The organism is Parasphingorhabdus flavimaris (genome assembly GCF_013371215.1).
Taxonomy (GTDB): domain Bacteria; phylum Pseudomonadota; class Alphaproteobacteria; order Sphingomonadales; family Sphingomonadaceae; genus Parasphingorhabdus; species Parasphingorhabdus flavimaris.
In genome coordinates this window covers 732688-753909 of record NZ_JABWMH010000003.1, presented here as the reverse complement: position 1 = coordinate 753909, position 21222 = coordinate 732688, and the positions used below count along the sequence as shown (strand labels likewise).

The following is a 21222-nucleotide window of genomic DNA, read 5'->3' as shown; positions in this document are numbered from 1 at the left end:
AAAGGGCTGGGGAATGGATTTCGATCTCACTGAAAAACAGGAATATTGGCGCAACCGGGTTCGCGATCACATCGATACCCATCTCCGTCCCCGCATCGCTGACTATCAAAAGGAAGATGCAACAGGTGATCGCTGGAAGGTCCTGCAAGTCATTGAGGAAGAGAAGAAAAAGGCCAAGGAAGCCGGCATCTGGAATCTCTTCATGCCGCCCTCGAATCCGAATCTGTCGCACATTGACGATACGTTCGAATTTGAAGGCCCCGGCCTGACCAATCTGGAATATGCCTTGTGCGCAGAAGAAATGGGCCGCGTCGGCTTTTCTTCGGAAGTGTTCAACTGTTCCGCTCCCGACACCGGCAATATGGAAGTGTTCCACCGCTACGGTACGTTGGAGCAAAAGGAACAATATCTGCGGCCGCTGATGAACGGCGAGCTTCGCTCCGCCTTCCTGATGACCGAGCCGGCCGTGGCATCCTCCGACGCGACAAACATCGAAACAGCGATCGTTCGCGATGGCGATGAATATGTGATCAATGGCCGCAAATGGTGGTCATCCGGCCTCGGCGACCCGCGCTGCAAGATTGCCATTTTGATGGGCAAGACCACGTTCGAAGGCAGCCGCTATACCCAGCAGTCCCAGATCCTCATGCCGACCGATGCCCCCGGTGTGAACGTCATCCGTCACCTGCCGGTGTTCGGCTATGACGATGCGCCACACGGCCATATGGAAGTCGAAATGAAGGACGTTCGCGTTCCCGCCTCGAATATCATCCTCGGCGAAGGGCGCGGTTTTGAAATCGCCCAGGGTCGCCTCGGGCCCGGTCGTATCCATCACTGCATGCGGACCATCGGTGTCGCCGAAGAAGCGCTCGAGAAAATGGTCAAGCGTCTGCAATCGCGCATCGCATTCGGCAAGCGCATTTCCGAACATAGCGTCTGGGACGAACGGGTTGCCCGCGCCCGGATCGACATCGACATGAGCCGCCTGCTCTGCCTGAAAGCGGCGGACATGATGGACAAGGTCGGCAACAAATATGCCAAGGCCGAGATCGCCATGATCAAGGTTCAGGCACCGACCATGGCGCTGAAGATTATCGACGATGCGATCCAGGCCCATGGCGGCGGCGGCGTTTCCGACGACTTCGGTCTCGCCCAGGCCTATGCGCATCAGCGGACCCTGCGGCTTGCCGACGGTCCTGACGAAGTACACAATCGCACGATCGCCAAGATGGAATATGGCAAATATGCCGAGACCGCCGACGGCAGCAAGATGAAGGAAGACTTTTCGTCCGGCGATCTCGCCGTCACCCGCTAGGAGCAGATAATGAAAGCAGCAGTACTGATAGAAGCGGGAAAACCGCTCGTCATTGAGGATGTCGTAATCTCCAAACCGGGACCCCATGAAGTGTTGATCCGGACAGCAGCCTGCGGGCTGTGCCATTCGGATCTCCATTTCATCGATGGCGCCTATCCGCATCCCCTGCCCGCGATTCCGGGCCACGAGGCGGCGGGGATCGTCGAGGCTATCGGAAGCGAAGTCCGCACCGTCGCCGTTGGTGATGCGGTGGTCAGCTGTCTGTCGGCTTTTTGCGGCCATTGCGAATTTTGCGTATCCGGCCGGATGTCCCTGTGCCTCGGCGCCGACACCCGGCGGAGCCCCGATGACGCGCCGCGGATCACCCGTCCGGACGGATCGACCGTCGGGCAGATGCTCAATCTTTCGGCCTTTGCCGAACAGATGCTGATTCACGAACATGCCTGTGTGCGGATCGATCCGGACATGCCGCTGGATCGCGCTGCCGTCATCGGCTGCGCGGTGACCACCGGCGCGGGCACCATCTTCAACGCCTGCGCGGTGACACCTGGTGAAACAGTGGCGGTCGTTGGTTGCGGCGGGGTCGGTCTGGCGACCATCAATGCCGCTAAAATTGCGGGTGCTGGCCGGATTATCGCTGCGGACCCGATCAAGGAAAAACGCGATCTGGCGATCAAGCTGGGTGCGACCGACGTGATCGATGCGGCTGCCGACGATGCGGCTGAGCAGATAGTCGAGCTCACCAAGGGTGGCGTCGATCATGCGATCGAGGCGGTCGGGCGTCCGGCTTCCGGTGACCTGGCAGTCGGTTCGCTCAAGCGCGGAGGCACGGCGACCATACTCGGCATGATGCCGCTCGATCACAAGGTCGGGCTGAGCGCGATGGACTTGCTTTCGGGCAAAAAATTGCAGGGTGTGCTAATGGGGGCCAATCGCTTCCCGGTTGATATTCCCCGGCTGGTGGATTTTTATCTGCGCGGGATGCTTGATCTGGACAGCATCGTCGCCGAAACAATCCCGCTCGAGCAGATCAACGACGGCTTTGATAAAATGAAAAAAGGTGATGCGGCCCGTTCCGTGATCGTCTTCGGATAAAGAAAGAGGAATCCATGAACCCACAGGTTGATATGGTCGGCACGATGGACGTGCCGGAAAAAGACAAACTGGACGAAGCGAATCTGGCCCGCTGGATGGAGGCCAATGTCGAAGGCTATGCCGGCCCCCTGACCCTGACCAAATTCAAGGGCGGGCAATCCAATCCGACCTACAAGATCGACACGCCGAACAAATCCTATGTCTTGCGCAAGAAACCTTTCGGAAAGCTTCTGCCGTCGGCCCACGCCGTTGATCGCGAGTTTCGCGTGATTGCAGGGCTCGACCCCACGCCGTTCCCGGTCCCCAAGCCTTATGGCCTGTGTGATGACGACAGCGTGATCGGGACAATGTTCTACGTCATGGACATGGCGGATGGCCGGACCTTGTGGGAAGGCACGCTGCCCGACAGCAATCCCGAAGAGCGCCGCGCGATCTATTATGAAATGATCGACAATCTGGCCCTGCTGCACAGCTTCGACCCGGCTGAACTGGGGCTGGAGAAGCATGGCAAGCCTGGCAATTATTGCGAACGCCAGATTTCCCGCTGGACGCAGCAATATAAATTGTCCGAAATCGACGAGATTCCGGAAATGGACCGGCTGATCGAATGGCTCACCAAGACCATCCCCGAGCAGAAAGGCTTTGGCATCGTCCATGGCGACTATCGTCTCGACAATATGATCTTTGCCCATGACGAACCCAAGGTGATCGCCGTTCTCGACTGGGAACTCTCGACGCTGGGTGATCCGATTGCCGATTTCGCTTACTGGCTGATGTCCTATGAAATGGAGCCGGAAGGCCGCAGCGGCCTCAAGGGCGTCGATCTGGAAGCGCTCGGTATTCCGTCGCGCGAAGAAGCGATTGCCCGCTATTGCGAGAAGTCGGGTATGAAAGAACTGCCGCCGATGGACTGGTATCTCGCCTATAATCTCTTCCGCATTGCCGCGATTTTGCAAGGCATCCGGAAGCGCGTTGCCGACGGCACCGCCAATAGCGCGGCAGCCGCCGAAATGTCGGATCGGGTCACCCCATTGGCAATAGCCGGCTGGGAAGCCGCAAAGCGAGCAGGAGCATGAGCATGGACCTCAAGGACAAAGTCGCGATCATTACCGGAGCCGGTAGCGGGATTGGCCGCGCTGCGGCTTTGCTCTTCGCCCAGCATGGCGCCAAGGTCATAGCCAGCGACGTGACCGACGCGGTCGAAGACACTGCAAAAGGTTCCGAAGGAAATATCATCGCGATCAAGGCCGATGCCGGTTCGGAAGGCGATGTCGAAATGCTGGTGGAAGCGGCCCAGCAACGCTTCGGCGACCTCAATGTCTTTTTCGCCAATGCCGGAATCGGCGGCGGGTTTGAGGGCATATTCGACAGCAGCGTCGCCGAATGGCAGGAAGTGTTGCGGGTCAATCTGATCGGCCCGTTTCTGGCCTGCAAATATGCCGGCAAGGTGATCGCCGAAAGCAAACATGGCGGATCGATCATCTGCACCGCCAGCGTAGCCGGTATCCGGTCCGGCGCGGGTGGACCAGCCTACTCAGCCTCGAAGGCCGGCGTCATCAATCTGGTCAAGGTGGCGTCACAGCAATTCGCGACATCCAACGTCCGGTGCAATGCGATTTGTCCCGGCATTACCGAAACCGGCATGACCCAGTTCATCTACGACAAGGCCCGGGAAAAGGGCAAGGAAGACCGGCTCGGCTATCTCAACCCGCTACGCCGCGGTGCATCGCCCAGCGAGATGGCGGAGGTCGCACTGTTTCTGGCGTCCGACCGCTCGTCTTATGTCAATGGCCAGGCGATCGCCGTCGACGGCGGACTGAGCGCATCGCACCCGGTCACCCGTCAGGAATTCGGCCGGACTGCGGTCTAGTCAGACCAGAAAGTCAATTCGCGAACGCGAGGCCACCATTGCCGATCTGGACAAAGTCCACGCGGCCTTCGGTGGCTCCGCACAGAAATGTGCTCCGGTCGCTGTTTGACAATTCGCCTTCAACCCGCCAGCCCTCGCCATCACGGACCACCGATTCAATGGCGACAACCTGCGCGTCGCGACCGGCTTGCCGCTCGGCGGCAGAGGAACAGGCATTGATCGCCGATTCCATCGCATTGGTTCCACGACTGTCGCGGTTGTCGTTGCGGGTTTCGGCACGCCAGTCGTCTTGGCGTTGGCGATCGGTGCGATAGTCGCGATCATCGGAACGCCGGTCATCATTGCTCTTTGATGCCGCGCTGGCAATTGCGGCAATTCCGCCGATCACCAAAATGCCGGCCAGAACGTCTCCACCGCTGATCCCGCGGTGGTGGCGACGATGTCCGCGATAGCCTCGATAGCCGCGGTTGGACCGCCAGCCCTCGGCGATGTCGCTGTCGGCATTCCAGCCGAGCGCGGACGCGTCAATCGGCGTAGCAATCGCGCTGCCGCCATTCATGGGCGCCGCAAATGCCGGCGATACGCCGGTAAAAATCAGTGCAGTCGAAGCTGCAACGGCAGAAATTCTCGTTACGATGGTCATGTCTGTTATCCCCGTTTTGGCGCAGACTTCCCGTAAAGAATCCTGCAGTTGAACCGAATATAGTTGGTCCAGCCTGTCACCAGGCTGAACCATTTTCTCTTGGTCAGGACTGATCGTCCTACTTAGCGGCGGCTGTAGTTGAGCCCGCTGAACTGGACGTCGCTAACCCGGTTGCCTTCGATATAGCAGGTGAATTTGCCCTGATCGGCATAGTTCGATCGATAATGACGACCGCCCCGACCCTGTTCGACCAGAATCTTGCCCTTGACCCGATAGCCGTAGCGCGTCCGGTCGACGTCGCGGATGTCGGTTACCGATGCCCGGCCACGCCGTGTTGCCTCGCTCTCGGCGGCACGCACGCAGCGGTTAACCGCCTGGCGCTGGCCGATCTGACGGTAATTATTGCCATAGCGGGTTTCGGTGTAACGCCCGTTGTCATAACGGTCTCCGCGATAATTCGCATCGCTATAGCCACGGTTCTTGCTGCCCGAGCTGGCGATTGCGGCAATCGCGCCGATAATCGCAACTCCGGCGATTACCTCGCCGGCGCTCGGTCCGCCATTGCGGCTGTCCTTCGCCATTGCAGGGGTTGCGGAAACGGCCATTGCAGCAGCAGCAGCGGTTCCGACAAGAGCTTTGTTCAACTTGTTCATATCCACTTTCCTTTCACACTGCCCGAAACCTTTTCCCGAGCTTGCAAAGCCCTTCTAGGTGATTCGGCTTGAGTGAAGGCTGAACTGCCCCGACAGGAGCCGTTCATGTTAAGTGCTATTTTTATGAACAGCTATTGATCGAGCTCCAACCCGGTCGCGTGCGCCAGAAAAGCGTATATATCGGAATATTCCTCAATCACCTTGTCGGTCGGCTTGCCGCTGCCATGACCGGCCCGGGTCTCGATGCGGATGATATGAGGCTTGTCGCCGGTATCCAGTGCCTGCAACCGCGCGGTATATTTGAAGCTGTGACCGGGCACGACCCGGTCGTCGGTATCGGCGGTCGAAACGATCAGGGCCGGGTAATCGATCCCGTCCTCGATATTGTGATAAGGCGAATAGGCAAGCTGGGTTCTGAAATCCTGCTCCTTGTTCGGATAGCCATAATCATCGACCCAATAGCGTCCGGCGGTGAACCGGTCGAAGCGGAGCATGTCCATCACCCCGACCGCGGCATGTCCGGCAGTGAACAGATCGGGGCGCTGGTTCATCACTGCGCCGACCAGCAATCCGCCGTTGGACCGCCCTTCTATGGCCAGTCCGTTTTGCGAGGTGATACCCATGGTGAGCAGATATTCGCCAGCGGCAATAAAATCGTCAAACACATTCTGCTTGTTCTGCAAGCGACCACCGTCATGCCATTCCTTGCCATATTCGCCGCCGCCGCGAAGGTTGGCCGAGGCAAACACGCCGCCCGCCTTGATCCACGCCATCCAGGCCGGCTTATATTGCGGCAATACCGAAATGTTGAAGCCGCCATAGCCATAAAGCATGGTCGGCGCGCCTTCCGAGAGATCCTGCCCCTTCATGTGGACCAGGAACATCGGGATTTTCGTCCCGTCCTTGCTTTCGTAGAAGCGCTGGCTCACTTCGACCGTATCCGGATCAAATGGCAGCGAAGGTGCGGCCCAGACGGTCGGTTCCGACGATGGCTCGTAACGGAATACCGTCGTCGGCCGGTTGAAGCTCTGGAAGGTGAAAAAGCCTTCGTCGCTCTTCATCGATCCGCTGAGGCTGCCCACCTGCCCCGGTCCGGGTAGGTCGAGCGTGCCAAGCGCCTCGCCGTCAAGATCGAAAACGGACAGCTGGCTCTTCGCATCGACGAGATAGCTGACGACCAGCCGGTTACCGACGATCATTGCACCGTCGACGACCGCATCGCTTTCCGCAACCAGCTCGGTAAATTCAGGCTGGTCGGCGCTCAGATCGGTTTTCACCACCCGCAGTCGCGGCGCGTCCTTGTTGGTCACGAAATAGAGCGTATCACCGGCGCCGTCGATCAGTCGCCAGTCATTTTCGAATCCGCTGACCAGCTTGCGCGTTTCCAGCTTCGGCGCATCGACCTTGACGAGGGTGATTTCATAGCGGTCATCCGTGCCGGAAGATGAGGTGATCACCACCCATTCCTTGTCCGAAGTCAGGTCCGCCACATGATTGAGCTCCGGCTGATCGGGCGTCGCGTAAACCTTCGTATCTTTTTCCTGATCGGTGCCGATAAGATGCAGATAAACGGCGTGATTCTCGTTCAGCGACTGGAATGCCTCGCCTTCTTCCGGTTCCGGAAAGCGCGAATAGAGAAAACCGAAATTCTGGGGCATCCACACCAGATCGGTGAACTTGGCCCATTCGACCGTGTCCGCCCTGACCTCGCCCGTTTTCACATCGAGCACTTTCAGCGTCCGCCAGTCGGAGCCGCCATCCTGCACCGCATAAGCGAGCAGGCTGCCGTCTCCGGACGGTTTCCAGCCGGCCAGAGCGGTTGCCCCGTCGTCCGACCAGCCAGCCGGATCGATCAGAGCGCGTTCTTCGCCCTCCGCACCATCGCGGACATAGAGAACCGCCTGGTTCTGTCCGCCGCTCTTGCGCTCGTAGAAATATTTGCCGCCGGCCTCGACCGGATTGCCGAGATCGTCGTAATCGAACAATTCTTCCATCGATTGGGCGAGCGCGTCACGGCCGGGAAGCGTTTCGAGATAGGCGTCGGTGACGGCATTCTGTGCCTTCACCCAGTCGGCCACCTCGGCGTCCTCGCGGACGTCATTTTCCAGCCAGCGATAAGGATCGGAGATATATTCGCCAAATTGCTCGTCGACGACGTCAACCGTCTTGGTTTCCGGATATGTCAGGGGAGTTTCCTTGTTTTCATGCTCCGCCGCCTGCGCGGGAGCAATGGCGGCCAATCCGATAGCCAATGTCAAAATGGTCAAACTACGCATATTCACCCCGGACAAAAGAAAAGAGGCCGCAAGCTTATCGCTCACGGCCTCTCATATCAATTGAAACTGTATCCTGGATGAAGGACTTAGGCGTCTTCGTATTCATCCTGAACGCTCTGGTCCGGGCCGGAGTCTTGACCCTTTGCGTCTACATCGCGGTCAACCAGCTCGATAATCGCCATAGGAGCGGCATCGGAAGCCCGGAAACCGGCGCGAATGATACGGGTGTAGCCGCCGCTGCGTTCAGCATAACGATCGGCCAGAACTTCGAAAAGTTTCTTTTCCTGGGTTTCATCCATCAAACGCGCATGCGCGAGACGACGGTTGGACAGGCCACCTCTTTTGCCGAGCGTGATCAGCTTTTCAACCACTGGGCGCAATTCTTTCGCCTTTGGCAGGGTTGTCATGATCTGCTCGTGCTTGATCAGTGCGGCCGCGAGGTTCTTGAGCAGAGCCTGACGGTGAGCACCGGTCCGCTGCATCCGGCGGCCCTTCATTCTATGACGCATGGTTATTTCCTTCGTTCGTTATGGGGCCGTATGAGGTACCCCGCAGCAGGTGATTTTAATGAGGCATCACCAACAGGCCCCTTGTCGTAGACGGTAAAATTAACCGAGCAGCTCTTGTTCGAGCTTCTTGGCCATTTCTTCGATATTTTCAGGTGGCCATCCAGGAATGTCCATGCCGAGACGCAGACCCATGCTGGAAAGAACTTCCTTGATTTCGTTCAACGACTTGCGGCCAAAGTTTGGCGTGCGCAGCATTTCCGCTTCGGTCTTCTGCACGAGATCGCCAATATAGATGATATTGTCGTTCTTGAGGCAGTTGGCGGAGCGAACGCTGAGTTCCAGTTCGTCGACCTTCTTGAGAAGATAGCGGTTGAGCTGGTTGGCGTCGCTTTCTGCCTGGCTCTGCTGGGCGGCCATGCCGATAGGCGAGGAAACCTGCTCGAGAGCTTCTTCGAAGTGTACGAAAAGCTGCAACTGGTCCTGCAGGATGCGGGCTGCATAAGCAATCGCATCTTCAGGGGTAACCGTGCCGTCGGTTTCGATGGTGAGGTTCAGCTTGTCAAAATCGAGCTCCTGACCAACGCGGGCATTGTCGACCTTGTAGGATACCTGACGGACCGGCGAGTAAAGCGAGTCGATCGGGATCAGGCCGATTGGTGCGTCTGCCGGACGGTTGGCAACCGCAGGAACATAGCCCTTGCCGACATTGACGGTCAGTTCCATGTTGAGCGAAGCGCCTTCGTCAAGATGACAGATAATCAGGTCAGGGTTCATGATTTCAATGTCGCCGGAGACAGCGATGTCGCCAGCCTTCACTTCACCAGGGCCTGTCGCGGAAAGCTGCAAGCGCTTGGCTTCTTCGCTTTCCATTTTCAAAGCGATCTGCTTGACGTTCAGAACGATGTCGGTGACATCTTCACGAACTCCGGGAAGCGACGAAAATTCGTGCAAGGCGTTTTCGATCTTGATCGATGTAACCGCTGCGCCCTGAAGCGACGACAGAAGCACGCGGCGAAGCGCGTTGCCCATGGTCAGACCGAAACCGCGTTCCAGAGGTTCGGCAACGAAAGTTGCTTTGCGCTTCGGATCTCCGCCGGGCTTGATGTCGAGGACGTTGGGCTTCTTCAGTTCTTGCCAGTTCTTCATATTGACAGTCATGGACTTCCCCTAATGGTTCAAAGAGCGGGTTTGGACGACGTTGCCGCTCTGAATGTAAAAATGTGAGACCGGCCAGCCTGCCTGCCTCGAAAGCTCAGGCGGTAATTAGACCCGACGTCTTTTGGATGGACGAACACCGTTATGCGGGATCGGTGTCACGTCACGGATCGAGGTGATCGTGAAACCAACTGCCTGAAGCGCACGAAGGGCGGATTCACGACCGGAGCCGGGGCCTTTCACTTCTACTTCAAGCGTACGCACACCGTGGTCGGCTGCTTTTTTACCGGCGTCTTCCGCTGCAACCTGAGCTGCATATGGTGTCGACTTACGAGAGCCTTTGAAGCCCATCATGCCTGCCGAGGACCAGCTGATCGCATTGCCCTGTGCATCGGTGATGGTGACCATCGTGTTGTTAAAAGTGGCATTGACGTGCGCTACGCCTGCCGAAATATTTTTGCGCGCGCTCTTTTTTATGCGCTGCGGTTCGCGTGCCATGTGATAAATTCCTACCTAATATCTTGAAGATACTCATCCGGAGACAAGTCTTATTTCTTTTTGCCAGCAATCGCCTTGGGCTTGCCTTTGCGGGTGCGCGCATTGGTATGCGTACGCTGTCCGCGAACCGGCAGGCCTTTACGATGACGCAGGCCGCGATAGCAGGCCAGATCCATCAAACGCTTAATGTTCATTGCAACTTCACGCCGCAAATCGCCTTCAACCGTATGTTCGGCATCAATCGTTTCACGAATGTGCAAGATTTCCTGATCGGTAAGGTCCTGAACCCGACGGGTCGGATCAATCTTCAATTTCTCAACAATTTCAGCCGCAGCAGTGCGTCCGATACCGTGAATGTAGGTCAGCGCAATGATTACGCGCTTGTTAGTTGGGATATTTACCCCAGCAATACGTGCCAATATTTTTCTCCATGCTCCACAGGGACCGATTCGCCGGCACCTATCTCATAGCCAAGTCGTTAAAAACACACCCAAAACGCACAAAACCAGCGGACGCACGAAGGGCGCTGCCGGTTGTGTTGGATTTCGAATAGCTGTGAAGTAGGAGGAGTCGCGCGCGCTGTCAAGCGCAGGAATGACGCGATCATCAAATCTTAAGAAAATGATGTTTGCTTTTATCCTTCTATAACAAGTTGCTCGGCAATTATTGCAATAAACATTGCCAGGCGGGCGGTGCCGAAGGGTGCGAGGTCACCCACCCCGTTATATTTCGTCCCGGAAAGCGCAATAGCGTCGCAAAAGAAATGGCCTACAAAGCCATCCCGACCGAAATTGCATTCGGCCGAGGTGCAGCGCCAACGATGCATAGGTCGATTTGACCCGGTTCACCATCATATCGAAATGCGTGCCGCCTGCCCTGCAGCCTCTTTTACCTTGCAAAACCAGCGGGACGCTCGGAATAGAATGGGACAGATTGGGGGCAAGTTTGACCATCCGTAACAAATATGATCTTTTCGAGATTAGCGGCACCAGAATAGCTCCGGGCAAGACCGGCGACATCGCGATTCCGATCAGCGACCTTTCCGCCGGCATGCAGGCCAATATGGAAGTGCGCGTGTTTCACGGCAAGCGCACCGGCCCTACGATCTTTGTCAGCGCGGCGATCCACGGCGATGAAATCATCGGCACCGAGATCATCCGGCGGGTGATGAAGAAACTCCATCCGGGCCGCATGTCCGGCACGGTGATATTCGTGCCGGTCGTCAATATGTTCGGCTTTATCACCCACAGCCGCTACCTGCCCGACCGCCGCGATCTCAACCGGTCCTTCCCGGGCACCGAGAAAGGCTCGCTCGCATCGCAACTGGCCAATATTTTCTCGACCGAGATTATCGATCATTGCTCTCTGGGCATCGACATCCACAGTGCCGCGCAGCACCGTTATAACCTGCCACAGATCCGGATCGCCTCGGGCAATCCGGAACTCAGGGAACTGGCTCTCGAATTCGGGCCGCCGGTGGTTATCGAAGCGGAGCTGCGCCCCGGCTCGCTGCGCGCGCTGGCGAGGGAAGCCGGTGTCGACATGCTGCTCATGGAAGCCGGAGAAGCGCTGCGGTTCGACGAGTTTTCCGTCCTGACCGGAGTCAACGGTATCTTGCGGGTGCTGAAAAAACTCGGGATGATCGACACCAAGCGGCTCGGCAAGCGCGGGGTACCACCCGCCCAGGCCACCCGCACGGTGTGGCTGCGCTCGACGCGGGGCGGCATCTGTCGCATGATCTCGCCGTCCGGCAGCAAGGTCCACAAGGGCGACATGGTCGCCTGCATCAGCGATATTTTCGGCGACGGCGAAGAAGCCATACTCTCCCCGGTCGACGGGATCGTCATCGGCCACAGCAATCTGCCGGTCGTCAACCAGGGCGACGCCCTGCTCCACATCGCCGAGGTGCGGATTTTCGATACGGTCGGAGAGCGGCTCGAGAAAATCGAGGACGCGATCACCAGCAACCAGCTGCTGGACGAGGATGAAGTGATCTAGATCAGCTAACGGGCTTTGCGCCAACAGAATGCAAACGCTTGAGGCTCGTGCCGACAGCGAATGATATCCCGCCCGGGACCGCCTCCGCCAATCAAGCGCCTGCCTGTGCCGGACGGACCTGCATTATGCAGCATCGCCCGGCATAGCCATCACCCCTGCCCGCGCGTCTTGGTCTTCCCGGGCTTGGCATTTTTCTCGATAAATTCGATAATCTGGCCCGCGACATCCTTGCCGGTGGCATTCTCGATGCCTTCGAGACCGGGCGAGCTGTTCACTTCCATGATCACAGGACCGTGATTGGACCGCAACATGTCGACGCCGCAGACATTCAGCCCCATATGCTTGGCCGCGCGCAAGGCGGTTGACCGCTCCTCGGGCGTGATCTTGACGATCTGGGCGCTGCCGCCGCGATGCAGGTTGGAGCGGAAATCGTCCGGCGCACCGGTGCGCTTCATGGCGGCGACCACCTTGCCGCCGACGACCAGCGCCCGGATATCGGTGCCGCCGGCTTCCTTGATGAATTCCTGCACCAATATGTTCACATTGGCACCGCGAAAGGCCTCGATCACCGACTTGGCGCTCGACATCGTCTCGGCGAGAACCACGCCAATGCCTTGCGTGCCTTCCAGCAGCTTGATCACCACCGGCGGGCCGTTGACCGCCTTGATAATCTCTTCGGCCTGTTTCGGATCGTTGGCATAGGCCGTCAGCGGCAGACCGAGTCCATATTTGGACAATATCTGCATCGAGCGCAGCTTGTCGCGGCTGCGGCCAATGGCGACGCTTTCGTTGAGCGGCCAGACACCGGCCATTTCAAACTGGCGCAGCACCGCGGTGCCATAGTTGGTGATCGACGCGCCGATCCGCGGAATAACCGCTTCATAGCCTTCAAGCCTGTGACCATCATAGGTGATGGTCGGCCGGTGACTGGCGATATTCACCGTGCAGCGGGTGGTATTCAATATATCGAGCGTATGCCCCCGTTCTTCTGCTGCCTGCACCAGTCGTTTGTGCGAGTAGAGATTCGGGTTTCGCGCGAGCATGGCGATCTTCATAAATTATCTTTCTTCGTGCCGGCCCAGCATCCAGCGCTTGGCACTGTTGACGAGAAATCCCCGCTTCAGTGCCCTGCGTCCGATCAGGACCGGAAATATCATCGACTGCCGATTTGCAAGTGTCATATGCCCGAGCCACTCCAGTGGTCCGAGCTTCATGACTGTCTCTATCACATAACGGGTTTGCATGACACCATTGCTACTCTTAATTCTGCGCTGGCCATAGACCCGCGCCTCGCATTGGTGATCGGCAATCCCCGACCCCATGGGGATGGTAAATTTCACAAATTGCTGGCCATCTTTTTCAAATGGCTTGATCCGGGTGGCGTGGAGCGAAGAGGTCGCTGCTCCGGTATCGACCTTGGCGTGAAGATTCACGACCCCCAGACCGGGGATGTCAATCAGCTCGCACCAACCGATTTCGCACGGCTCCTTGAGTTTCTTAGGAAGCCGTTTCGCTTTAGGGTTTTGTGCTTGCGCCATCGGCCGATGATTTGGCCGATGGCGCTTTTTTGCGCAAGATAATTATGGTCTAGACGACACCATAAGCAAGCATGGCATCGGCGACTTTCTTGAAGCCCGCGATATTGGCGCCCTTCACATAGTCGACATAGCCATCGCCCTGATCACCATATTCGACGCATTTGCCGTGGATGCCTTCCATCAGATCGGTGAGCATCTCGCCAAGCCGCGCGTGGTTCCAGCTGATCCGCTCCGCATTCTGGCTCATTTCGAGCCCTGACACAGCCACACCGCCGGCATTGGCCGCTTTGCCCGGACCGTACATGATCTTGGCATCGTGGAAGACATGAACACCTTCCAGCGTGGTCGGCATGTTCGCGCCTTCGGACACTGCCATCACGCCATTGGCGACCAGTTCCTTGGCTTCCGTTTCGTTCAGTTCATTCTGGGTGGCGCATGGCAATGCCAGATCGCATGGTACGCTCCAGGGGCGTGCGCCTTCGTGATAGGATGCGCCGGTGAAATGATCGGCATATTCGCTGATCCGGCCTCTGGTATGCGTCTTGTGATGCTTGACCCAGTCGATCTTCTCCTGGTCGATACCGTCAGGATCGTGGATGAAGCCGCCGCTGTCGGAGAGCGTGAGGACCTTGCCGCCCTGCTTGGTAATCTGCTCCGCTGCGTGGGTAGCAACGTTGCCCGAACCGGAAATAACCGCGGTCTTGCCAGCGATCGCGTCGTTGCGATGCTTGAGCATGTTTTCCATGAAATAAACCGCGCCATAGCCGGTTGCTTCGGGACGCATCTGCGACCCGCCATATTCGATGCCTTTGCCGGTCAGCACGCCTTCCCAGCGGTTGGTGATGCGCTTGTACTGGCCGAACATATAGCCGATCTCGCGGCCGCCGACGCCGATATCGCCGGCAGGAACATCCGTGTCCGGACCGATATGACGATATAGTTCGGTCATGAAGGACTGGCAGAAGCGCATGACTTCTCCGTCGGATTTTCCCTTGGGGTTGAAGTTCGCGCCGCCCTTGCCGCCGCCCATGGGCAGTCCGGTCAGCGAGTTTTTGAAAGTCTGTTCAAACGCCAGAAATTTCAGCACGCTTTCGGTCACGCTCGGGTGGAAACGGATGCCGCCTTTATAGGGGCCGATCGCGTTGTTATTCTGGATCCGGAAACCGCGCTGGACACGGACATTGTGATTGTCGTCTTCCCAGCAGACCCGGAACGATACGACCCGGTCGGGTTCGGCGATGCGCCGCAAAATCTGAGCTGTATGATATGCTTCTTTGTCTTCGATGAAATCGAAAATGTCCATCGCGACTTCCTGCACCGCCTGAACAAATTCAGGCTGGCCCGGATTGCGCTTCTTGACGCCCTCCATGAATGTCGGAAAATCTACATGATCGGATACAGCCATAGTCTAACCCCCTGGAAAGTGAATATCAGCACGACCCGAACATCACTGGCGATCTCCTCACACCGGCAGCAACCATGAAACTACCATTCAACTATTAGGCCGGGTTGTAAACCCCCAGACATCAGGAAGGAATCAGTTCTGGTCGTCGTCTGCCGGACCATCGCCTGCTGCATCGCCGCCATCCTCCGGCGCGCCGGGCTCAGCATTGGCAGCGTCTGCGAACAGGGCAGACAGGCGCGAAAGCTGTTCTCCGATCACCGAATCCACGGCGGGAGCAATCTCGTCGACAGGAAATTCCATATAGCCGCCAACCTTGTAGGTGAACCGCGCTACCGTGGTCTCGCCTTGCGGCTGCAGCTGCATCGTCAATGTCCCGGTTACCGCTTCACCCTGCAAAGGCCCGAGCGCGCCGGAAAGACGGAGCATCTTGTTTTCATGGGCGTAAATCACGCGCATATGCTGAACGCTGCCCTCGGAGGATTTGATATTGTCATCCGCGGTCGTGCGGATCAGCTCGCAGAAACAGCCGCCCGCCTGAGGGATCAGATAGAAATTCTCGGCATTGCCGGACCAGCTGTGGTCACCGTTCCAGTAGCGCGAAGGCATGACCATCGCCTTCCAGACCGCTTCGCTGTCGCCGGCAATGACCGTCTGATGCTGGACCGTGAAGCCGTTGTCGGCGCTATTGGTTACTTCGGCCCGGGCGCTGGTCATGGCCGTCAGCGCGGCTATCGCCAGAAAGATCCGGTTTGCCTGCTTGATCATCGCCATGCCTCCTGTGAAAACCGCCTAGAGCGAAAGAACCGCCTCGATCGCGTCATTGACTTCCGTCATGCTGCCCATGCCGTTAACCTTGCGCACGATGCCGCGCGCTTCGTAGATCGGCAGGATCGGCGCTGTCTTGGCGCGATATTCCTGCATCCGGGTGCGGACGGTATCTTCATTGTCGTCCGGGCGCCGTTTGAATTCGGTCGAGCCGCAGACATCGCAGACGCCTTCCTTGGCGGGCTGCTTGAACGTGTCGTGATAGCCTTCCCCGCAATTGCCGCAGGTGAACCGGCCAACGATGCGTTCGACCAGAGCATCTTCGTCGACCGCCAGTTCGATCACATAGGATAGCGAACGGTTTCTTGCCGCCAGGATTTCGTCGAGCGACGCCGCTTGCGCCGCCGTCCGGGGATAACCGTCAAAGATCACGCCTTTGTCGGGACCGAGCTCGTCGAGCTTGTCACCAATGATGCCCGAGACCACTTCGTCAGGAACCAGTTCGCCAGCATCCATCAGTGCCTTGGCCTTCAGGCCCACTTCTGTACCCGCCTTTACCGCTGCCCGCAGCATGTCGCCGGTGGATAATTGTACCATGCCATGCTCATTTTCAAGACGGCTAGCCTGGGTACCCTTCCCGGCACCAGGAGGTCCCAACAAGATGATGTCCATGAAATAACCCCTGTGTCGTGAAATGATTCTGATCTGGAACTAGCGCGTTCAGACCCTAGCGTCTACGGCGACCGCCCTTGAGTTTCGCTTTCTTGAGCAAATCCCCATATTGCAGCGCCAGCAAGTGGCTCTGGATCTGGGTCACCGTATCGACCGTCACGTTGACGATGATCAGCAGGCTTGTTCCGCCAAGGAAGAAAATCGGCAGATTGGTTTGCGCCATGACATATTCCGGCAGAACACAGACCAGCGCCAGATAGGCGGCACCGACCACGGTAATCCGGGTGAGGACATAATCCAGATAATCGGCCGTATTCTTGCCCGGACGAATGCCGGGAATGAAGCCGCCGTTTTTCTTGAGATTCTCGGCGGTCTCTTCCGGGTTGAAGACAACCGCGGTGTAGAAGAAGCAGAAGAAGATGATCCCTGCCGCATAGAGCGCCATGTAAAGCGGCTGGCCGTGCGCGAGATACTGGTTGAGGGTGATCACAAAATCACCAAAGGCGGATTCGCCTGCCGTCGCGTTGCCGGCAAACTGGCTCACCGTCAGCGGCATCAACAACAAGGAAGATGCGAAAATCGGCGGGATAACACCGGCGGTGTTGACCTTCAGCGGCAGATGGCTGCGATCGGCCTGCATAACCCCGTGCTGGGTTGCGCGCTTGGGATATTGAATGAGAACCCGACGCTGCGCGCGCTCCATGAAACAGATGAACAATACCAGCCCGACAACCATCGCGATCAAACCGACGATCAGCAACGGGCTAAACGATCCGCTGCGGCTGCCTTCGAGCAGGTTGCCGACAAACGTAGGCATCTGGGCGACAATGCCGGCCATGATGATCAGGGAAATACCGTTGCCGATACCGCGGCTGGTGATCTGCTCACCCAGCCACATCAGGAACAGCGTTCCGCCGACCAGACTGATAACCGCGCCGATGCGGAACATATATCCGGGTTCGACGACCGCCTGCAGCCCCGACTGGGACGCAAAGCTTTCCAGGCCGACGGCGATGAAATAGCCCTGGACGGCGGTCAGGCCGACCGTACCATAGCGGGTATATTGATTGAGTTTCTTGCGGCCTGCTTCGCCGTCTTTCTTGATGGCGGCCAGCGTGGGCGACAAGGCCGCGGCCAGCTGAACCACGATCGACGCGGTAATATAGGGCATCACACCCAGAGCGATCAGACTCATCCGCTCCAGCGAACCGCCAGAGAAAGTGTTGAAGATGTCGAGAACGCCGCCACGGGTCTGGTCATAAAGATCAGCCAGTACGACCGGATCCACACCCGGCAGCGGTACGAAGCTGAGCAGGCGGAAAATGACGAGCGCACCGAGTGTAAACCAGATACGTTTGCGCAATTCGGTAGCTTGCCCGAATTTCGCCAGGCTTAGATTGGCTGCGACCTGATCGGCTCTTGATGCCATGCTTGACTTCCCTGCCCCAAAATTAGTTTGCCACGCGCCTCTGCCTGGGCAGAAGCCCATCTCCAACTATTGCGTATGGTGCAATCTCCGGAGATGAATAGCTGGATATAAAGCTATGCAACCCGCCCCATATCGGATGTTAGTCCGACAAAAACAAGGGGCCAGAAAAAGAGGCGCTAAAACTAGCGCCTCTCGAAGATCAATCTTTGTTTTTCGCGCGGTTAGCGGCTTTTTTCTCGCGGGCTGGCTTGGAAGCAACAGCCTTTTTCTCGCCCTTGGGACGGCGTTCGCCACCCGCTGGAAGAATTTCGACCTTGCCGCCGGCTTTTTCAACCGCTGCAACAGCCGCTTTGGAAGCGCCTGCAACGGCGATCGTGATCTTGGCTTTCAATTCGCCCTTGGCCAGCAGACGGACGCCGTCCTTGCCGCCACGAGCCAGACCAGCGGCTTTCAAAGTCGCGTGATCGATCGTGCCTTTGCCGTCGAGGCTCTTGCTGTCGATGAATTTCTGGATCATGCCCAGGTTCACTTCCGCATAGTCTGTGCCGAACGGGTTGTTGAAACCGCGCTTTGGAAGACGCATGTGGAGTGGCATCTGGCCACCTTCAAAGCCCTTGATAGCTACACCGGAGCGCGATTTCTGACCTTTTTGGCCACGTCCGCCGGTTTTGCCTTTGCCCGAGCCAATGCCGCGGCCAATACGCATGCGCGATTTGCGCGCGCCATCATTGTCTTTAAGTTCGTTTAATTTCATGTCTTGTACTCGCTTTCGCTTTTATTCGCACGGAAGTGTCGGGTGTTACCCTTCAACAACTTCCACCAGATGATGTACTTTGCCGATCATACCCCGGACTTCAGGGGTATCTTCCAGTTCGGAAACACGGTGCATCTTGTTGAGACCGAGACCGATCAGCGTCTTGCGCTGCGATTCCGGACGACGGATCGGAGATCCGATCTGCTTGATTTTAATTTTAGCCATCAAAATTACTCCGTAACTGCCGCAGCATCTGCTGCCACTTCAGCAGCCGAACCGCCAGCACGTGCGAGCAGGTCAGTAACTTTCTTGCCGCGACGCTGCGAAACAGCTTTCGGGCTCGACTGATCTGCTAGCGCGGCAAAAGTCGCGCGGATCATGTTGTAAGGATTGGCTGTACCGTTCGACTTGGTCACAACGTCGGAAACGCCGAGGCTTTCGAAAACAGCACGCATTGGGCCACCAGCAATAATACCGGTACCGGCAGGTGCCGAACGAACAGTCACGTTACCGGCGCCAAACTGGCCAGTGCCGTCATGGTGCAGGGTACGACCTTCACGAAGCGGCACACGAACCATGGCCTTTTTCGCTGCAGCAGTAGCCTTGGTAATGGCTTCCGGCACTTCACGCGCCTTGCCCTTGCCGAAACCGGCGCGGCCCTTGCCGTCGCCAACCACGACCAATGCTGCGAAACCGAAGCGCTTACCGCCCTTAACAGTCTTCGAAACACGGTTGATGTGGACCAATTTCTCGATCAGCTCTTCGCCGCCGTCATTGTTGCCACGGCCACCACGGTTGTTGTTGCGTCCGCCGCCACGATTGTCGCGACCGCCGCCGCGGTTGTCGCGGTTGCCACCGCCGCCGCCACGGTTTCCACCGCGTGCTGGACGATCGGGAGCGCCACCGGTTTTGGCTTCAGCCGCTACAGCAGCCGCAGGCTGATTGCCCTCGCCTGTCGTGCCTGGCTTTGCCGCGCCGTCTGGTGTTGTGTTCTCTTCGGCCATATTAAAACTCCAATCCGCCTTCACGTGCTGCGTCGGCCAGAGCCTTCACACGTCCGTGAAACAGGAACCCGCCACGGTCAAAAATTACTTCTTTAACGCCAGCCTTCTTGGCTGCTTCGGCAACGCGCTTGCCAACATCGGCGGCAGCATTGCTATCCGCACCGGTCTTGACTTTGGACGCCTTGTCGATGGTCGAAGCGGAAGCCAGCGTTTTGCCCTCGGCATCGTCGATAACCTGAGCATAGATATGCCGGCTCGTGCGATGCACGGACAAACGAGGCTTTGAGAGCCCGCGCTTGCGCAATTTGCTGCGTACGCGTTGCTGGCGCCGTTTGAACTGAGAAATATTCGCCATGGCTTATTTCTTCTTCCCTTCTTTGCGGAAAATATATTCGCCGCGATATTTGATACCCTTGCCTTTATACGGCTCGGGCTTGCGCCAGCGCCGGATTTCAGCAGCGACCTGGCCAACTTTTTGCTTGTCCATGCCGGAAATTTCGATGGTCGTCTGGTCAGGCGTCTTGATTTCGATACCGTCCGGGATCGCAAAATTGACGTCGTGACTGTAACCGAGCTGCAGGTTGAGGTTCTTGCCCTGAGCGGCTGCACGATAACCAACGCCGTTGATTTCCAGAACCTTGGTGAACCCGGCGGTTACGCCTTCGACCAGATTCTGGACCAGCGTACGCTGCATGCCCCAGAAGGCACGTGCGGTTTTCGACTTGTTTGCCGGCATAACCTGCAAACCGCCGTCGCTCAGTTCATAGGTCAGATCGTCAGACATCGGGGTCGTAAGTTCGCCCTTGGGTCCTTTGATCTTGACCAGACCATCTTCCATCACAGCGGTGACGCCGTCCGGAATAGCTACTGATTTTTTGCCAATACGGGACATGATTAGAATACCTCAGCCAGTACTTCGCCGCCGACCTTTGCATGACGCGCTTCTGCGTCAGACAAAACACCTTTGGGCGTCGATACGATTGTTATGCCCAGGCCATTGCGAACCCGTGGCAGATCTTCCGAACCGCTATAGACGCGACGACCAGGCTTTGAAACGCGGGCCACGTGGCGGATAGCCGGCTCGCCTTCAAAATATTTCAATTCAATCCGCAGACCGGGGTGCTTGTTGACCTCTTCTTCGCTGTAGCCACGAATATAACCTTCGCGCTGCAACACTTCGAGGACGGCACCACGCAATTTGGACGCAGGAGTTACCACGCTGTCTTTGCGCGCCTGTTGTCCGTTACGGATACGGGTGAGCATGTCACCCAAGGGATCGGTAAAAGCCATATTATCTCTCCCTTACCAGCTTGATTTCGTTACGCCGGGAATCAGACCTTTGTTGGCCATGTCTCTCAGCTCGATACGGCACAGGCGGAATTTGCGGTAATAGCCGCGCGGCCGTCCTGTGGTTTCACAGCGGTTGCGCACGCGGGTTGGATTCGCATTGCGCGGTATTTCCGCCATCTTGAGGCGTGCCATCAGACGCTCGGTCTCATCAAGAGACTGGTCTGCTGCCATAGCCTTCAATTTCGCATAACGGCCGGCGTATTTCTTCACCATCCGCTTGCGTTTTTCGTTTCTGTTAATGGAACTCAGTTTCGCCATGACTTAAGTTCTCGTCCTTCCGTATTATGAAGCGC

25 protein-coding genes are annotated in these 21222 nt (G+C 57.5%); 5 read left to right on the top strand and 20 right to left on the bottom strand.

Annotation, left to right across the window (positions count from 1 at the left end):
- Positions 1-13: 13 nt before the first annotated feature.
- Genes HUO14_RS12525 through HUO14_RS12510 form a run of 4 tightly spaced genes read left to right on the top strand, consistent with a single transcriptional unit; the run spans position 14 to position 4280 of the window.
- Positions 14-1315, top strand: a complete 1302-nt coding sequence (locus HUO14_RS12525) for an acyl-CoA dehydrogenase family protein (RefSeq protein WP_176280123.1) — start codon at positions 14-16, stop codon at positions 1313-1315.
- Between the two features lie 9 nt (positions 1316-1324).
- Complete coding sequence (locus HUO14_RS12520) at positions 1325-2410, top strand: Zn-dependent alcohol dehydrogenase (RefSeq protein ID WP_176280122.1); 1086 nt, start codon at positions 1325-1327, stop codon at positions 2408-2410.
- A 14-nt stretch (positions 2411-2424) separates the two neighbouring features.
- A complete protein-coding gene (locus HUO14_RS12515) occupies positions 2425-3486 on the top strand; it encodes a phosphotransferase family protein (RefSeq protein WP_176280121.1) in 1062 nt (353 codons plus the stop codon).
- A complete protein-coding gene (locus tag HUO14_RS12510) occupies positions 3483-4280 on the top strand; it encodes an SDR family NAD(P)-dependent oxidoreductase (RefSeq protein ID WP_176280120.1) in 798 nt (265 codons plus the stop codon). Before HUO14_RS12515 ends, HUO14_RS12510 begins: the two co-directional genes overlap by 4 nt.
- A gap of 13 nt (positions 4281-4293) precedes the next feature.
- On the opposite strand, the gene HUO14_RS12505 is transcribed toward HUO14_RS12510, so the two are convergent.
- The 7 genes from HUO14_RS12505 to rpsM all read right to left on the bottom strand — a co-directional run bounded on the left by HUO14_RS12505 (position 4294) and on the right by rpsM (position 10433).
- Complete coding sequence (locus HUO14_RS12505) at positions 4294-4923, bottom strand: hypothetical protein (RefSeq protein ID WP_176279565.1); 630 nt, start codon at positions 4921-4923, stop codon at positions 4294-4296.
- 122 nt (positions 4924-5045) lie between these two features.
- Positions 5046-5576: a hypothetical protein gene (locus HUO14_RS12500; protein WP_176280119.1), complete on the bottom strand. Its 531-nt coding sequence runs from the start codon at positions 5574-5576 to the stop codon at positions 5046-5048.
- Between the two features lie 131 nt (positions 5577-5707).
- Complete coding sequence (locus tag HUO14_RS12495; RefSeq protein WP_176280118.1) at positions 5708-7852, bottom strand: prolyl oligopeptidase family serine peptidase; 2145 nt, start codon at positions 7850-7852, stop codon at positions 5708-5710.
- A gap of 86 nt (positions 7853-7938) precedes the next feature.
- Positions 7939-8361, bottom strand: coding sequence for a 50S ribosomal protein L17 (gene rplQ, locus HUO14_RS12490; protein ID WP_176280117.1), 423 nt, complete (start codon positions 8359-8361; stop codon positions 7939-7941).
- A 99-nt stretch (positions 8362-8460) separates the two neighbouring features.
- Positions 8461-9519, bottom strand: coding sequence for a DNA-directed RNA polymerase subunit alpha (locus HUO14_RS12485; RefSeq protein ID WP_176280116.1), 1059 nt, complete (start codon positions 9517-9519; stop codon positions 8461-8463).
- A gap of 105 nt (positions 9520-9624) precedes the next feature.
- Complete coding sequence (rpsK, locus tag HUO14_RS12480; protein WP_067198370.1) at positions 9625-10014, bottom strand: 30S ribosomal protein S11; 390 nt, start codon at positions 10012-10014, stop codon at positions 9625-9627.
- A 50-nt stretch (positions 10015-10064) separates the two neighbouring features.
- Positions 10065-10433: a 30S ribosomal protein S13 gene (gene rpsM, locus HUO14_RS12475; RefSeq protein ID WP_089132899.1), complete on the bottom strand. Its 369-nt coding sequence runs from the start codon at positions 10431-10433 to the stop codon at positions 10065-10067.
- A 526-nt stretch (positions 10434-10959) separates the two neighbouring features.
- On the opposite strand from rpsM, the gene HUO14_RS12470 reads away from it, so the two are divergent.
- A complete protein-coding gene (locus HUO14_RS12470; protein WP_246255558.1) occupies positions 10960-12012 on the top strand; it encodes a succinylglutamate desuccinylase/aspartoacylase family protein in 1053 nt (350 codons plus the stop codon).
- 149 nt (positions 12013-12161) lie between these two features.
- Here the strand turns inward: HUO14_RS12470 and rimK are convergent, their stop codons facing one another.
- The 13 genes from rimK to rpsN all read right to left on the bottom strand — a co-directional run bounded on the left by rimK (position 12162) and on the right by rpsN (position 21187).
- Entirely contained in the window at positions 12162-13067 is a 906-nt protein-coding gene (gene rimK / locus HUO14_RS12465; RefSeq protein ID WP_176280115.1) for a 30S ribosomal protein S6--L-glutamate ligase, read from the bottom strand.
- Between the two features lie 3 nt (positions 13068-13070).
- Positions 13071-13550 (bottom strand): ATP-dependent zinc protease family protein, encoded by a 480-nt coding sequence (locus HUO14_RS12460; protein ID WP_176280114.1) that lies wholly within the window; start codon positions 13548-13550, stop codon positions 13071-13073.
- A gap of 49 nt (positions 13551-13599) precedes the next feature.
- On the bottom strand, positions 13600-14955 hold the full coding sequence (gene gdhA / locus HUO14_RS12455) for an NADP-specific glutamate dehydrogenase (RefSeq protein WP_176280113.1): 1356 nt from the start codon (positions 14953-14955) through the stop codon (positions 13600-13602).
- Between the two features lie 132 nt (positions 14956-15087).
- Positions 15088-15720, bottom strand: a complete 633-nt coding sequence (locus HUO14_RS12450; RefSeq protein ID WP_176280112.1) for a hypothetical protein — start codon at positions 15718-15720, stop codon at positions 15088-15090.
- A gap of 24 nt (positions 15721-15744) precedes the next feature.
- On the bottom strand, positions 15745-16392 hold the full coding sequence (locus HUO14_RS12445) for an adenylate kinase (protein ID WP_176280111.1): 648 nt from the start codon (positions 16390-16392) through the stop codon (positions 15745-15747).
- Positions 16393-16447: 55 nt separating this feature from the next.
- Entirely contained in the window at positions 16448-17821 is a 1374-nt protein-coding gene (gene secY, locus HUO14_RS12440) for a preprotein translocase subunit SecY (RefSeq protein ID WP_176280110.1), read from the bottom strand.
- A gap of 199 nt (positions 17822-18020) precedes the next feature.
- Positions 18021-18575, bottom strand: a complete 555-nt coding sequence (gene rplO, locus HUO14_RS12435) for a 50S ribosomal protein L15 (RefSeq protein WP_176280109.1) — start codon at positions 18573-18575, stop codon at positions 18021-18023.
- Positions 18576-18620: 45 nt separating this feature from the next.
- Positions 18621-18800: a 50S ribosomal protein L30 gene (gene rpmD / locus HUO14_RS12430; protein ID WP_176280108.1), complete on the bottom strand. Its 180-nt coding sequence runs from the start codon at positions 18798-18800 to the stop codon at positions 18621-18623.
- 5 nt (positions 18801-18805) lie between these two features.
- On the bottom strand, positions 18806-19579 hold the full coding sequence (rpsE, locus tag HUO14_RS12425; protein WP_246255556.1) for a 30S ribosomal protein S5: 774 nt from the start codon (positions 19577-19579) through the stop codon (positions 18806-18808).
- A gap of 1 nt (position 19580) precedes the next feature.
- Complete coding sequence (gene rplR, locus HUO14_RS12420) at positions 19581-19934, bottom strand: 50S ribosomal protein L18 (protein WP_176280107.1); 354 nt, start codon at positions 19932-19934, stop codon at positions 19581-19583.
- 3 nt (positions 19935-19937) lie between these two features.
- The gene (gene rplF, locus HUO14_RS12415; RefSeq protein ID WP_176280106.1) at positions 19938-20471 is read right to left on the bottom strand and encodes a 50S ribosomal protein L6; all 534 of its coding nucleotides are present in this window, start codon (positions 20469-20471) and stop codon (positions 19938-19940) included.
- Between the two features lie 2 nt (positions 20472-20473).
- Positions 20474-20869 carry a 30S ribosomal protein S8 gene (gene rpsH, locus HUO14_RS12410; protein WP_176280105.1) on the bottom strand — a complete coding sequence of 132 codons (396 nt, stop codon included), beginning with the start codon at positions 20867-20869 and terminating at the stop codon, positions 20474-20476.
- Between the two features lie 12 nt (positions 20870-20881).
- A complete protein-coding gene (gene rpsN, locus HUO14_RS12405; RefSeq protein ID WP_176280104.1) occupies positions 20882-21187 on the bottom strand; it encodes a 30S ribosomal protein S14 in 306 nt (101 codons plus the stop codon).
- Positions 21188-21222 lie beyond the last annotated feature (35 nt).